We start from the raw sequence: 15182 nt of genomic DNA, 5'->3' as shown, positions 1-15182 counted from the left end.
TTTTTCAGGGTGTCAGCGGCGCCTGCTCCCGTTGTTACTGTGTAATCCTGATGAGTTTATAACCTGTGGTTGGGAAGTTTTTTTATTTCATATCAACTGATTGGAATTCCAGTTGCGATGATTTTTTAATTATTGAGTATGATATTTTTTTACAAATTAATGCCGCAAAACGTCTTCTGTTTCACACGCTGAATAAGGCCGGTTAATAACACTCTTTCTTTTCCGTGAATATAAATTGAGCTATTTTGACCTGCCATTTCAAATGTTGAACCTACGTGCTGACATACTTTAAATCCTTTTTGCGAATGACCTGGATCAGTGATGTCAATGAGGTGAACAACTAATACAGTCGTTTGTGATCCGCAGGAAAAGTGTATGAACAAGTCTTATAAAATCGTCTGGAGCGAAGCTGCGCAGGATTGGGTGGTTACCAATGAGCTGGCGGGCGGAAAGAAAAAAACAAAAGTCTCTAAAATTGCCAAAGCCTGGAAAACGGCATTGTTGTGTGGCGGGCTGATAGCGTCACCTTATTCTCTGGCGGTTGACTGGGACGTTGCAGATACCGATCCCAAAAGCGCTACCACGATCTTTTACGGCAGTGTTGATCTTGTTCAGGGCGGAGGCAAAGGGTTTGCCGGACTGAAAAAAGGGGACATAGGCTACACCTCGATGACGCTGTCTCAGGCGCGTGACCGGGGTTTGATCGGCGAAGGTGCTGAGTATGTGGACTGCGACAGTGTGCATTTAGGCGGCAAAACGAACGTGGTGACTTACACCGACGCCATTACGCACAACAAAACGACCATTAACGCTTATGACAATAACTCCATAACAGCCGGGAAGCTGAATACGACCTACGCCTATTCCCATGATGTGGGCGCTGGCGGCCAGTATCTCGATAAGACGATTTACGGCGTGGCCTCGGGAGGAAAACTGGATGTGGATGTCGGGTCTTCCGATGCTAACTGGATGAAAAACAGTGCCAATCGGGTGAATCTGATCATGAAGAGCAGTGATCCGAATAAGGTCAACTCGGCGGTATTTTCCGTAGATAACGGCGGAACGCTGAATTACAACGCCAAAACCCTTGTCAGTCTCGGCAATCATAAAAACGTCAATACGTCGGTTACCGGTGATGTCTTAATTTCCACCTACGCCGGAGAAGTGAACAGCAAAATTGGTCACTTCTCAATTAACACCCTCGACAGCTTCAAAGCCTATAACACCGCGTTGATCGAAGCGGTAGAAGACGGGCGTCTGGATCCTGATGATTATGATGGTCAAATCGCGTTAGGCGTCACACCAACGATCTCCATCCGCCAGCTTGATGTGACCACGCCCGGAGACCCGGTAAACGCCAGTGTCAGCGCCACCAGCGTGGCCTATATCAAAGCGTCCGGAAGCTTTGCCCAGGTCAATTTAAGCCATGATGCCAATCTGCAACTGACGGAATCTGATGCGAGTCTGGTCTACGTCGAGCAGGGGGCGAAACTGGACAACAGCGGGATACTCAGCACCCTGCGTAATCTCTCCAACCCTGGTTCGAATGTGATCAGTGCCGCCTCCGGTGCGTCAGTTCACAATGCCAGCAGCGGCGTCATCTATGTTAACGATGATCTGGCTGCCGGTGCGGTGCTCGGCGAGACTAACACCCAGTACGGTTCGGGGGTGGGGATTTACGCCGTGGATGCGTCGGTCGTCAATGACGGGGTCATCAATATCGCGCCGCAGGGGTCGCATAGCCGAAGTGTCGGTCTGATACTCGATGGCAGCAGCAACGCCCGCAATAACGGCAATATTAATCTGGCGACGATCGATCAACCCGTGGGTGTGCGTGGCTATGAGGATATCGGTGCCATGGTGGGCGGAAACAGCACGCTCACCAATGCGGGGCTTATCTATGTCGGGCGCAGTGCTCAAACCTCCTTATCCGATTCCGCCAAAGCCACCAGCATCATCAATCCCGGCGCCATTGCCGTGTCGGTGAGTGATCACGGCACATTTGAGAATGCGGTGGGTGGCATGATCAATCTGGGAGGGAAAACGCAGGGCGCAACCGCCATTCTGGCGAGCGGCGCGGATGCTGTGGTCGATCAGAAGGGCATGATTAACCTTTCCTATAACGCTATCGGTGGCAAACCGGTGGCGCAAAGTATCGCGATGGATGTGACCGGCGGTGCCACCCAGGTCAACAACAGCGGCACCATCAATATGATGGGGATTAATGGCGTCGGGCTCAACGTGCGGGCCGGCAGCCATGCGACCAACAGCGGCACCATCTTTGTGACGGAAGGGGTGGATGCCGCCACCAAAACGGCGAACTACGGGATTCAGTCTCAGGGGCAAGGTGCGGTGGCGACGGTGACCGGGGCAGTAAAACTGACCGGTAACGGCGCGATTGGTGTGTATGTCAAAGACGGCGGCGCGGTTGATGTCGATGGCGACGGCGTGAGATTTATGAGCGGGGTCAAGCAGACCGGCTTCCTTATCTACGGTAAAGGTTCTGCCGTCAGCGTGCAGAATTCCTTTCAGGATGTCTCGACGCAGGATTCCACGCTCTACCGCATCGACGGTGGCGCGAGTTACGGCTCCCTCGGCGCAACCTTAACGGGCAGCGGCCAGAACAGCACCATCCTTCTGGCGACAGGAAAAGACAGCAGCATAGACGCCACCGGCATGAATCTGATTGCCAGCGGCCGGGATGCCACGGCGGTCAGGGTCGAAGGCGGTGCCTATGGCAAAATTGACGCCACAACGGATATTGATCTGACCGGTGTCGGATCCCTTGCCGGCAGCGTTCAGGGCGCGTCGACCACCATTTATGGCGACACGGACACGACGGGCGCCTCGGTGCTCGACAGCTATGCCACCCTGCGCACCTCCGGCGGCGTGGCCGCGGGTGCAATGGGATATAAAGTCGCGACCGGCGGTACGCTTAATCACCACGGTATCGTGACCCTCACTGCGGCGGACAGCGTCGGCGTTGAAATCAACGGCGGCAGCATGAATAACGACAGCAAAATTACGGTGAGCGGCACGGCGGTCGATATCATCGGCGCGAATTCCGTGGTGAATAATACCGGCGCGACCACCGCCATAAACGGCACGGCGGCATATCGGTTGTCTGACGGCGCGTCGCTGGCGCTCAGCGGTTCCGGCTCGACCAACGCGGCAGGCACTGCGCACGGCATTCTGCTCGATACCGGTGCTGTCGGTCTGATCGTCAACGGCGCCACCATCAATATGGCGGCGTCAGGTTTCGGAAACGGCATCGAAAACAAAGCCGAAATCAGCGGCATTCAGCTGCTCAATACCACCTTCAACGTGGGACGAGGCGCGGGTGTGCGCACGGCCGCCTCTCTGGCACAGACCAACAGCGGCACCATTAACGTCAACGGGACGGGAACCGGTCTTCTGCTGGAAAATGCCGATGGGTCCGCATCGGCAGCGGATTACGACATGTCCAAATCGCAGGGGCTGGTGATCAATATCAACAGCGCTGACGGCAGCGGCATGACTACCAATACCTCCGGCAATATCAAATCCGGAGTCAGTATTCATGTTAATGATGTCGCCGGAGGATCCGCGCTGGTGGTGAACGGTGGCACGCCGCGCGTCGAGCAGTCCGGGAATATCATCTCCGCGTCGGCGGCTCAGATGGTGGACATCAATAACGGCCACACAACGGCCTTCAGCAACAGCGGAAGTATCCTCTCCCGTGCGGCAAACGGCGTGGTCATGAACATTGACAAGCAGGCGGTAGACTTTACTAACGCCGCGGGCGGCAGCCTCGCGGGCGCGGTCAACCTGCTGGCGGGTAACAATACCGTGACGCTGGCGCATGGCAGTCAGGCGGCCTCCGTCTTTACCACCGGCACCGGCGATGATCGGTTCAACCTGCAAGACATTACTGCGAACGAAAACGCCACCTTGTTCGACGTGCTGGATGGCGGGCAGGGCAACGATGCGCTGAACCTGAATCATTCGGTCTATACCCTCTCGGATTCATCAAAAATCCAGGGGATAGAGAATGTGTACCTGGCTGACCGTTCCCGCTTTACTCTCGACCATGCATCGCTCGATTTAACGGCTGCCGGCTCCGCCTGGAATATTGACAGCACCAGCCAGCTCATCATCACTGACGACAAGGCCATGAATTTTGCCAGCCATCTGGCCGGCACCGGTCTGGTGACCGTGGATTTGGGCAGTGATGCCAATGCCTTTGCCTTTACCGCCAACAATGCGACAGACCGTTTTACCGGAAAGGTTGAATTGACTCACAGCCAGTTTGTTCTGAATGGCACCACCACGCAAAACAATCAGGCGCTGTCCGATGCCACCCTGGGTCTGGGCAACGCCAGCATAACGGTTGTCTCGAAAGGGGTGCAGCAAATCGGCAGCCTGTCTTTTGATGGCGGCATGATGAACGTCGATACCGATACTCTGGGACGCAGCCGGTCGGAAGCTTTCCTGATGACCAGCAACGATTTGAATATCGGCGGAAGAGGCGTGGTGAAGGTCTTAACCAATGACGTGATGAACGCGCGGGCATTGCCACCTGACACGCTGGCGTTAACGATGCAGGATGACGCCAATCCGATCCTGAAACTGGCCGGCAGCCTTGGCACGGTCAGCGGCTACGGCTCTAATCTGGATCTGCTGAAAGCAGACGGCACCACCATGAGCGATCCGACCTATTCAGATGTCATTCAAAAAGGGCAGGTGGCAGCCAACGCGACCTTTGATTTTGGGCTGACGTCCGGTGCGTCCGACGACGGTCTGTATATCAACTACGGTCTGAAAAAACTGAACCTGGTGACGTCGGGTGCGGATGCGCTGGTGATCAACGCTAACGGCGCGAGCGCTGCCAGTGCTGACCTCGCCGCTCGTGTGACCGGCGGCGGTGACCTGACGATTGCCGCAGGATCCGGCCACACTGTCTCGCTCTCCAACATGCGCAATGATTATACCGGCGCGACGTTTGTGCACAGCGGTACGCTGCGGGCGGAAAGCGACAATATTCTCGGCAACACCAGCGAACTGCGTCAGGCTGGCGATGCCAGGGTGGATCTGAACGGTTACTCGCAGACTGCCGGCAGGTTCAATACCGACGCCGGTGCGGTCATGGATTTCAACGGCGGCAGCCTGACGACGCTCAATGGTGGCACCGTCAGCGGGACGCTGACCGGCGCCGGTGAACTGATCGTAAACAGCGGCATTCTGACGGTCAGCACCGCCAATACAGGCATGACGGCATCGACCACTCTCCGTCAGGGTGCCGAAGTGGCGATCAATGAGACGAGCGGCATCGGCAGCGGAGATATCCTCAACAGCGGCCTCCTGTCGCTGAACGGTGCGCAGGGCGTGATGGATAACAACATCACCGGCAGCGGCGATCTGCATAAAAACGGCGCGGGTCTGGTGGCGCTGACCGGGGCTTCTGCGCAGTACACCGGCCACACGGACATCACCGGCGGCGGCCTGCAACTGGGCGACAGCGCGACGAACGTTCTGCTGGCCTCGGATACCGTCAATGTGGCGCAGGGTGCCGCCTTCGGTGGCTTCGGTGGTACCGCCGGGGATGTGAACAACGCGGGCGCCTTCAGCCTGGGCGATCTCTCTTCCCCGCTGACTGGCGATCCTCAGACCTTCACGGTCGGCAACAACCTGACCAACAGTGGTTTCATCACTCTCAGCCAGCCGGGCACTTCGACTGCGGGCAATATCCTGCAGGTGAAAGGCGACTACACCGGCAACGGCGGCACGCTGCGCCTCAACACTCAGCTGGGCGATGACGACTCTCTGACCGACAAAATGGTGATAGAGGGAAGCACGCGCGGAACAACAGCGGTGTCAGTGAGCAATGCGGGCGGCCACGGGGCCCCGGCGATTAACGGCATCGAAATCATCTCTGTGGGCGGCAGTTCTGACGGCGAGTTCACCAAACAGGGCCGCATTGTGGCGGGCGCTTACGACTACGATCTGGTGAAAAAAGGCGGTAACTGGTATCTGACCAACAACGGGCAAGTGCCGGATAACGCTGACAATGCTGCAGGCGGCGATACCCCGTTCAGCGGGGGCGACGCGGCGGATAACGCAGCAAGTCTTCAGCCAGCCGCGAATATCCGCCCGGAAGCCAAAGCCTACGCCAGCAATCTGGCCGCCGCCAACAACATGTTCAGCATGACGCTGCACGATCGTCTTGGCGAAACCCATTACGTCGATCCTTTCACCGGAGAGGAAAAAGTCACCAGCCTGTGGCTGCGCCAGGTCGGTGGGCATCAGCGATCCCACGACGACAGTGGCCAGAACAACACCCAGGCAAACCGTTATGTCGCGCAACTGGGCGGGGATATCGCTCAGTGGAGCCGCAGCGGCGAAGATCGTTATCACTTTGGGGTGATGGGCGGCTATGCCAGCCAGCACAGTAACACCCGCAACCATCGCACCGGTTACAGCGCGGATGGCTCGGTTCACGGCTACAGCGCGGGCATCTACGGCACCTGGTTTGAAAACAACGACGAGAAGACCGGTGGCTATGTAGACAGCTGGGCGTTGTACAACCGGTTTGATAATGGCGTATCGACGAAAGACGTCGGTTCGGAAAGCTACCGCTCCGGCGGTGTTACGGCGTCCGTCGAGAGCGGTTACACCTGGAAAACCGGTGAAAAGAACGACCACGAAAGCTACTACTTACAGCCGCAGGCACAACTGACGTGGATGGGAGTGAAAGCAGACGATCATCAGGAAGCCAACGGCACCCACGTGCAATCAACCGGCGACGGTAATCTCCAGCTTCGTCTGGGTATGCGTGCCTTTATCAAAAGCATGGACGCAAAGCGTCAGGACGGAAAGGATCGGGTCTTCGAGCCTTTTGTGGAAGTGAACTGGCTGCATAACACCCATGATTTTGGCGCAAGCCTCGACGGCGTGAACGTGAAAGAGGCGGGCGCGCGTAACGTCGGTGAGCTCAAAACCGGTGTGGAAGCAAAACTGAACGACACCGTGAATCTGTGGGTGGATGTGGCCCAGCAGATCGGTGACGAAGGCTACAGCGACACGCGGGCCATCGTCGGTGTTAAAGCAAACTTTAAATAATGTGTACCCTTCATTTTCAGCGAAGGGTGAATCTGAGAATACTCAAAATGAAACAACAAACGTTACTGATTATCGCCGCCACCCTCGCGGTCAGCAGCCTGGCGGGATGCGATCAAAAAGAGGCACCTGCCAACGATATTGCCGTGGTGAATATTGCGCAGGTACTGAGGGATTCTCAGGCAGGCAAACAGGAGGCCGAACATGATAAGCAGGTACAGGCATTGCTGCTTAACGTGTATGACGATGCCAGTTCAAAATATGCGCGCCTTCCCGCTGCCGGGCAGCAAAAAAGTCGGGATGCCGATGCCGATACGCTGAACAACCAGTGGCGGGCTGAAAAGAATGCGGCACGACAGGTCAGCCTGAACGCCATAACCAAGGTGGTCGATGCCTACAGACAGGAGAAAAAACTGCGGCTGGTGATCGACAGCCAGACGGTGATCTCCCGGGATGATAACGCGGACATCACGGCAGACATCATTTCGCGCCTCGATCAAACCGAAGTGGATTACGGGCCGTTGCCGGTCATCTCGGTGAAAATCCCGGCGGAAGCGCCGGTGAAACCGGAGACACCGAAAACACGCAAAACGCACAAATAACGGCCATTATCCTTTTCAGGTAATTATCACGGGCACTGTCATAAATGCCGGAAAATTAACGCATTCTTTTATTATTAAAAATAATCATCGTCTAAATGAATAACGAATTATTGAGTGGTCAGGATTATTATATATAATTCAGGCCATTTCTTTCGCAACGTGCCAATTAATTTGTATGAATATCAAATTATATATTCATCAAGTGTATTGTTGTTTTTCACAGGCGTGAATAACAGGCACGGAAGATAAACTTTCATTATGGTGAAACTTATAGCGGATGATTATTAATAGTAAAAGGATTGAGTTGAAATGGATAAGAAGTTTGAAAAGGCGTTAATGCCTCATTTATTAGCCGCTGTGAAGTATGCACGTTCAAGATTACCCCTTAAGGCCACCAATAAAATTTACACCGATAAACGGATGGTGAGCCATATGATGCCTAAAGATCCTAAGCGCTGGAGTTTGCATACCGCAGAAGCGGATGAAATAAGAACAAAGAATATTCGTGCCTTGCGCGCGCTGAAATTAGCGCCACGGGAAACCGCGAACAAGCTTGAGCATGATTACATCAACAGAATCCCCCATGCGGGTAACTGCGGTGAAAACGCCATTCTTGCTTATTATTACCTGTTAGACAGGGCCCAGCGCCTGGACAGCGCTGCCAAAACGGAAGTGCAAATCATGAGGGTTTACCTGCCCGCGCCAGTCGATCACGCCTTCGTGCTGATCGGTACCCGGCCAGCAGGGTACTCCAGGCTGTTACTGGAAAATACGCTGGTCTGCGACCCCTGGACTAAAATTGTCTGCCGGCTGGAGGATTTCGACAAACTCTGGCGATTAAAAATGGAAAAGTGGTCATCCAGGGGATTAGCGGGACTTTGTGGTGAAGGATATTACAGTCACCACGGAGACAGCTGTTCTCTTAATACGGTCAGGATAGGGAAATTACAGGTAGATCAGGAGCGGAATGAATCAAGATATTCCGCGGGGCAGCATTCACTGGTCGATGGTCAGTCTTTCCGCTAAATACATTATTATTATTTATCAGTTTATGGCTGTTTGAAAAATACCGGGCGATAGAATGGCATTAATAGATATTCACCCTGTGAATAATAATGGGTACATATTTATCACTATGCCGTGCTAATGAACCCAGAGGTCCGTTATCCGCAATGGAAGTGCCGCGCTTCCATTGCCGGATATTTTTTTCACAGCGGCAAGACATCCAGCGGTTTCACTTCCCTTAACACGAAGGATGTCTGCATTTCTTTAATCCCCGGTAAGCGCCGCACCACTTCCATCGCGAAAGTGGAAAAACTGTCGAGATCTTTTGCGACCACCTGCAACAGAAAATCGGCATCTCCGGCAATCGCATAGCAGGCAATCACCGACGGCAGCGCGCCGACCTGCTGCTCGAACCGTTGTGCATCTTCCTCACTGTGGCTGTCGATTTTTACCCGGATAAAGGCCAGCAGCCCGAGGCCGACGGCTTTACGGTCAATCTTTGCCTGATAACCGGCGATCACGCCGCTCTCTTCCAGTTGCTTCACGCGACGCCAGCAGGGTGACGCGGCCATGCCGACTTTTTCTGCCAGCTCCTGATTGGTCATCCTCCCGCTTTGCTGAAGTTGCTTAAGAATGCGAAGGTCTGCCGGTAAAATTTCAGAGAGTGACATAATCTGCCTGTTATACGGTTATTGGGGAAAAAGTTAACCAGATTAGGGCATTTTCTGCCGATAAAAGAAAGCACCTTTCAGCGCCAGATCGTTATGCTTTGTGTTAACGCTGAAAACGAAAAGGGCTCAAAAATGACAGACACCATCCGGCTGGCGATTATCCTCAATCCTGAACTTCCGCCGGGATTACTGGCGAACACGGCGGGGGCAATCGGTATAGGGCTGGCTGCGAAATTCCCGATGCTGGCGGGCAATGCCCTGACGGATGCAAAGGGCGCGACCATCGATGTCAGCTCAAAATACCCGGTGCCGGTATTACAGGGGACGCCGGATCACATTAAAGCGCTGATGTTTAAGGCGCTGGATGCGCAGGGCGAGCGCGGGGTGGTGGCCTTCCCGGCTTTTGCCAGGGCGCTGCATACCTTTGCCGACTACGAGAACCTTTTCCCGCTGCGCGATTTGCATGATGAAATCATCGACGGTTTGGGGCTGGTGGGGCCGGAAAAATGGATTAAATCCCTGACCGGAAATCTGAAACTGCTGCGCTGAACGGCTCGCCGCGAAAACCACGCCCCTCTGCTGACCCGTTATCGCGCGGGTCAGTCACATCAAAAATTCTTCTTTAACCTAAATCTTCTGCCTTTTACATGACACTTTCTCACCTGTTGCACTTTATATAGTTACATAAGGTGATATTTCTCCTAATCATTATAACGATCATTAATTAATTCTCCTTTCCTGCCGATAACGCAAAGGCATTGCGTAACACCTGCATATTTAAACAATAATGGAGAGTCATTTGTTATGAAAAGGTTACTAATTAGTTTTGAAAACGTCCGGGTAGGGAAGAAACTCGCACTGGGTTTCGGGCTGGTTTTGTTGCTCAGCGTCGCGGTAGCGGTGTGTGGCATTAAAAACCTTAATGATATCTCCGTTCGTGCGGAGAAAATCAGCCAGCTAAAAGCCATCACCGATCAGTTTGCTCTGGCAAGAGATGCGCGGATGCAGTACGTCAAAACGCATGACGAAAAGTTTATCGCCGCCAATGAAGAGAGCTTAAAACGGGTAGACGAAAAGATCGCCAGTTTGCAGACCTACCCGTGGCGTGGCGAACAGTTGCAGATGCTGCAAACGTTGCCGGGCGCGATGCAGGGTTATCGCGAAAAGCGTGCGGAAACGGTCAGCGAAACCCGCAAGCGTGAAAGCATTGTCGGGGCGCTGGTGCTGACCCGAGAAGAAGCTGACGTCACGCGTCTGGCGCAGTCTTACACTCAGGATCCTGCCACCGTGGGCACCGCCAATGCGCTGAATGAAATCAGTAAACACCTCACCGGGGTGGCCGTACGCGTCAAACTGCTCGAGTTGCAAAATACCGAAGAGGCCCAGCAGGCATTAGTCGGATTCATCGCTGAATCGATTCAACTGATGGGCGCCATTAAACCGCAACTCAGCGCGGCAGATGTGAATGCACTGACCGAGGTCGAGCGTTCAGTGACCGGTAAACAGGAAAGCGCGCAGGCGTATCTGGCGTCGTATCTTGCGGAAGAGCAGGCGACCAAAGAGCTGGCGAAATCGGGCGCGGTGCTGACGACGGCGAGCAGTTCGCTGTTTCAGGAAGAGCTGAAAGCCACGCATTCAGATATCAATCAGGCAATTTTATGGATGTCGCTGATCACTGTGGCTGCCATTTTGCTGAGCATGGCTACCGCGTTCATCATCACCCGTCAGATCACCACGCCGTTGTCCGCGACATTACGCGTGGCTCAGCAGATTGCGCGTGGCGATCTCAGAGCGGATCTGCATACATCACGCCGCGATGAGCTGGGTGAGCTGATGCAGGCGGTGGGCGAGATGAACGACGATCTTCGCCGCATTATCGGGGATATTCGCAGCGGTGTGTCGCAGGTCAGCCATGCTTCGGCTGAAATCGCGGCGGGAAATAATGATTTGTCTGCGCGTACCGAAGAGCAGGCTGCGGCGCTGGAAGAAACGGCGGCCAGCATGGAGCAGTTAACCGCCACGGTGAAGCAGAACGTCGACAACATTCATCACTCCAGCCAGCTGGCGCGCGCCACGTCTGAAACGGCGAACAAGGGTGGCAAACTGGTTAATCATGTGGTGAAAACCATGAATGAGATCACCGCCAGTTCCGGCAAGATTGCGGAGATCACCACGGTTATCAACAGCATTGCCTTCCAGACTAACATTCTGGCGCTGAACGCCGCGGTAGAAGCGGCGCGTGCCGGTGAACAGGGACGGGGTTTTGCGGTGGTTGCCAGCGAAGTGAGAAGCCTCGCGCAGCGCAGCGCACAGGCGGCGAAAGAGATTGATGAACTGATTGGCGAATCCGTCGAGCGCATCAGCGCCGGGTCTGAGCTGGTCGAGCAGGCCGGTGCCACCATGCATGACATCGTGACGTCTGTCGGCAATGTCACTGAAATCCTGAATGAAATTGCTCAGGCGTCGGATGAACAGAACCGGGGTATTTCGCAGGTGGGGGAAGCGATTGTCGAAATGGACAACGTGACTCAGCAAAATGCCGCGCTGGTGGAAGAGTCTTCTGCCGCAGCCAATGCCTTACGCGATCAGGCGCAAAGCCTGGCGGGTTCCGTTTCACGTTTTGTCACTGAGTAATCACTGTGATGCTCACTGCGCCAGGGCGGCACAGTGAGCATTTTTACCTCAACGGCGGGCGATCAGCTGGTCGTTTTTAACTGCGGATAGCGCCGGAAAATCGTCAGGCACCAGACAAACGCGATACATCCCAGCACGCCACCGGCGTAACCGACGTTGCTCATTTCCAGATGCAAACTCACCTGATTGCCTAACAGCGCGCCCGCGCCGATGCCGATATTGTAGATACCCGACAGCAGGGACATCGACACGTCGGTGGCGTCGGACGCCAGCGCCAGTACGCGCACCTGCAAGGCCAGGCCGATAATCATCATGGCCAGCCCCCACACCACGCACAGCACAGAAATGCTGATCGGGTTCATCACCGCCACAAACAGCAGCAACATACTGAGCGTCACCATCAGGATCGGGCCGCTGAGCATCGCTGCCGGGAAGCGGTTGCCGAACATGCTGAAAATGATGCTGCCAAAGATACCCGCGCCACCAAAAATCAGCAGCAGGAAGGTGGTGAAGTTTTCACCCATATTGGCGACGGTCTGAATAAACGGCTCGATGTAGCTGTAGGCCGTGTAGTGAGCGGTCACTATCAATGCAGTCAGAACATACATGCCGACCAGCGCCGGGCGGCGGAACAGCATCGGCACACTTTTCAGTGAACCGGTATGTTCGCTTGGCAGCGGTGGCAGCAGTTTGATCAGGCAAATCAGCGTCAGCAGAGCAACCACGCCGATGCTCATAAAGGTGGTGCGCCAGCCGAGATACTGACCAATGATGCGCCCGAGCGGCAAGCCCAGCACCATCGCCAGCGCCGTACCGGTGGCTAACATACTGAGCGCCTGCGTTTTTTTACCCGGAGGGGCGACGCGAATGGCCAGCGAGGCGGTAATCGACCAGAAAATCGCGTGGGAAAGGGCGATACCGACGCGGGATGCGACGAGGCTCCAGAAATCCCAGGCCACAACGGATAACACGTGGCTGACGATAAACAGGCTAAATATAAAGATCAGCAAGCGTTTTCGCTCAACCTGCCGGGTCAGCAGCATCAGCGGCAGCGACATCAGCGCCACCACCCAGGCGTAGATGGTGAGCATCAGGCCGACCTGCGCCGTCTTCATATTGAAACTGGCGGCGATGTCGGAAAGTAATCCGACCGGCACAAATTCGGTGGTATTGAAGATAAAGGCGGCGATCGCCAGCATCACAACGCGAAGCCATGCTGTCCTGCGCGAAACGGTATCTGATTGCATTGAAATTGATAACTTATTAGAAGGTGTAAAGACCAGGCTCTCTGCAACAGGAAGCCTTTTGAACGCATAGTGTGTTTTATTTGTTCTAAAAATGGAACAGAAAACTGGCCTAACAGATAAATGTTTGAGGGACAATTTTCATGGCGGAAAGTGAGAGGCAGATCACCTGACGACGTAAAACAGCGCCATCAAGGGTGCCAGCACCAGTGCCAGGGTTCGCAGATGAATCCCCACGGATTATTCAGCGGGAAGGACATCACAAAACCGAAGCGGGCGGCATTGGCCTGTAACCAGACAAACGCGCCGGTTTCGCCAAACACGCCGGTCACTTCGTCGCAGCCGGGCGTATTGATGTCCACGGCGCGGCCGGTGTGATGCTCGCTGCATCCGGGCGGTGCCAGAGACGTGAAGAAATCTTGCGGGGTAATGCCGGCTTGCTGTTTGGCGCGGATCAGCTCTGCCTGATACGCCAGGCTGCGGTACGCCGAGACCAGATAAATGCCCACGCCGTCAGCGGCTGCCTGCTGTTGCATGGCGCGCCATGCCTGAGCGGCGGGGGCGATCAGGCGGTAAACCTTACCGGTGTCCGCATTCATTTCTGCGTCCACCAGTAAGTGCTCACTTACCTCTTCGAAGTAGGGCAGCGTGCGGTGCGCGATCACCTGCGGGTCAATATTCAGGTCACGCAGCCTCTGCAGGGTCTGCGCTTTCAGCACCGCCTGATTCATGCCTCTTCTTTACCTTTGCGCGTCATGGCGTCGGTCATTGCCCGCGCAGAACTGCGCATGGAGTGTTTGTAGCGCGAGGCCGCCGACACCAGCGCCTTCAGCAATTGCGTATCCTGCTGATGTTGCTGATATTCAGGGTGCCACTGCACGCCGAGACAGAAATCATAGCCTTCGCATTCAATGCCTTCGATCACCCCGTCCGGCGCGTACGCGTTGACGATGCAGCCTGGCCCGACGGATTTCACGGCCTGATGATGCGAGCTGTTGACCTCATAATGCGTGCTTTCAACACAGCGGCTCAGCAGCGACCCTTCGGCGATCTGCACCGGATGACGGGCGCGCTTTTTGCCACCGGCATTTTCGGTGTCCACCGTGGTGCTGTGTTCAAGGGCGTCGGGGAGTGCGTCGGGAATGTGCTGATGCAGCGTGCCGCCGGTTAATACGGCCAGCAGTTGCTGACCGCCGCAGATGCCCAGAAGGGGCAGATTGCGCTGCATGGCGCCTTTCACGATAGCTTGTTCGAACCGGGTGCGGGCCGGTTTCAGGCGCACCTGATCGCTGGTTTGCTGTTCGTTGAACAGCTCAGGGGGAACATCAAACGCGCCGCCGGTGACGACAATCCCGTCGCAAAGCGCGAGATATTCATCCGCCAGATCGGCGTGATGTGGCAAGGCCAGCGGCACTGCGCCCAGCGCTGCCAGACTCTCCATGTAGTTCTGGCGCAGGGCGTACCACGGGAAATCGGCGTAACCACCGGCTTCCTCGCTGTCGAGTGTGACACCGATAACCGGTCTGGATTGAAATTTAGTATGCATGAGCTCCAGCCATGAGTATGAAGATGAATAACAACCAGAAAATTAACCATATCAAGGGGGGCGTAGCTCAAACAATATAAATTATCAATAGATGCAATTTTCAGGATTTAGCTCTGGTTTTTTAAACCCTTCGGGGGATATGAGGAGGTGTTTTTTGGGCCAAACCGGCGTTTTCCTGACAAAATTCCGGCCCTCGCTGACAGTTCCTGATAATTTTCTGTCGTCTTCTTCAACATTCATTCTCATTTAGTCCTTAACATTACCTGCCTCAAAAGGATAAATTAGCAGGTATGATTCATCCGGTTGATTGAAATACTCATTCTTAATTACTCACAAAATCTTTACGTTGTCCTAAAAACAGCCAACCGCGTTTTTCAGGGATAAT

10 protein-coding genes are annotated in these 15182 nt (G+C 54.7%); 5 read left to right on the top strand and 5 right to left on the bottom strand.

What is annotated here, in order from left to right:
* Window positions 1-375 precede the first annotated feature (375 nt).
* The 3 genes from ACQZQY_RS22020 to ACQZQY_RS22010 all read left to right on the top strand — a co-directional run bounded on the left by ACQZQY_RS22020 (window position 376) and on the right by ACQZQY_RS22010 (window position 8723).
* Window positions 376-7098 (top strand): autotransporter outer membrane beta-barrel domain-containing protein, encoded by a 6723-nt coding sequence (locus tag ACQZQY_RS22020; RefSeq protein ID WP_431296412.1) that lies wholly within the window; start codon window positions 376-378, stop codon window positions 7096-7098.
* Window positions 7099-7145: 47 nt separating this feature from the next.
* Window positions 7146-7697 carry an OmpH family outer membrane protein gene (locus ACQZQY_RS22015; protein ID WP_431296411.1) on the top strand — a complete coding sequence of 184 codons (552 nt, stop codon included), beginning with the start codon at window positions 7146-7148 and terminating at the stop codon, window positions 7695-7697.
* Between the two features lie 309 nt (window positions 7698-8006).
* Window positions 8007-8723 (top strand): hypothetical protein, encoded by a 717-nt coding sequence (locus ACQZQY_RS22010; RefSeq protein ID WP_421671579.1) that lies wholly within the window; start codon window positions 8007-8009, stop codon window positions 8721-8723.
* Window positions 8724-8905: 182 nt separating this feature from the next.
* Here ACQZQY_RS22010 and ACQZQY_RS22005 read toward each other — a convergent pair whose 3' ends face one another.
* A complete protein-coding gene (locus ACQZQY_RS22005; RefSeq protein WP_183850237.1) occupies window positions 8906-9373 on the bottom strand; it encodes an Lrp/AsnC family transcriptional regulator in 468 nt (155 codons plus the stop codon).
* 132 nt (window positions 9374-9505) lie between these two features.
* On the opposite strand from ACQZQY_RS22005, the gene ACQZQY_RS22000 reads away from it, so the two are divergent.
* Complete coding sequence (locus tag ACQZQY_RS22000; RefSeq protein WP_056782041.1) at window positions 9506-9922, top strand: DUF2000 domain-containing protein; 417 nt, start codon at window positions 9506-9508, stop codon at window positions 9920-9922.
* A 255-nt stretch (window positions 9923-10177) separates the two neighbouring features.
* Window positions 10178-12007: a methyl-accepting chemotaxis protein gene (locus ACQZQY_RS21995; protein ID WP_431296410.1), complete on the top strand. Its 1830-nt coding sequence runs from the start codon at window positions 10178-10180 to the stop codon at window positions 12005-12007.
* Between the two features lie 62 nt (window positions 12008-12069).
* Here the strand turns inward: ACQZQY_RS21995 and ACQZQY_RS21990 are convergent, their stop codons facing one another.
* From ACQZQY_RS21990 to ACQZQY_RS21975, 4 genes are all read right to left on the bottom strand, one after another.
* Window positions 12070-13254, bottom strand: coding sequence for a sugar transporter (locus ACQZQY_RS21990; protein WP_056781892.1), 1185 nt, complete (start codon window positions 13252-13254; stop codon window positions 12070-12072).
* Window positions 13255-13442: 188 nt separating this feature from the next.
* Complete coding sequence (locus ACQZQY_RS21985) at window positions 13443-13982, bottom strand: M15 family metallopeptidase (RefSeq protein WP_122097028.1); 540 nt, start codon at window positions 13980-13982, stop codon at window positions 13443-13445.
* Window positions 13979-14797 carry a gamma-glutamyl-gamma-aminobutyrate hydrolase family protein gene (locus ACQZQY_RS21980; RefSeq protein WP_122097027.1) on the bottom strand — a complete coding sequence of 273 codons (819 nt, stop codon included), beginning with the start codon at window positions 14795-14797 and terminating at the stop codon, window positions 13979-13981. Before ACQZQY_RS21980 ends, ACQZQY_RS21985 begins: the two co-directional genes overlap by 4 nt.
* Window positions 14798-14881: 84 nt before the next feature.
* Window positions 14882-15037, bottom strand: a complete 156-nt coding sequence (locus ACQZQY_RS21975) for a hypothetical protein (RefSeq protein WP_156362058.1) — start codon at window positions 15035-15037, stop codon at window positions 14882-14884.
* Window positions 15038-15182: the final 145 nt, after the last annotated feature.

It is taken from the genome of Rahnella sp. PAMC25559, assembly GCF_050632365.1.
In the GTDB taxonomy this organism is placed as follows: domain Bacteria; phylum Pseudomonadota; class Gammaproteobacteria; order Enterobacterales; family Enterobacteriaceae; genus Rahnella; species Rahnella rivi.
This window is presented reverse-complemented; position numbering and strand designations above follow the sequence as displayed.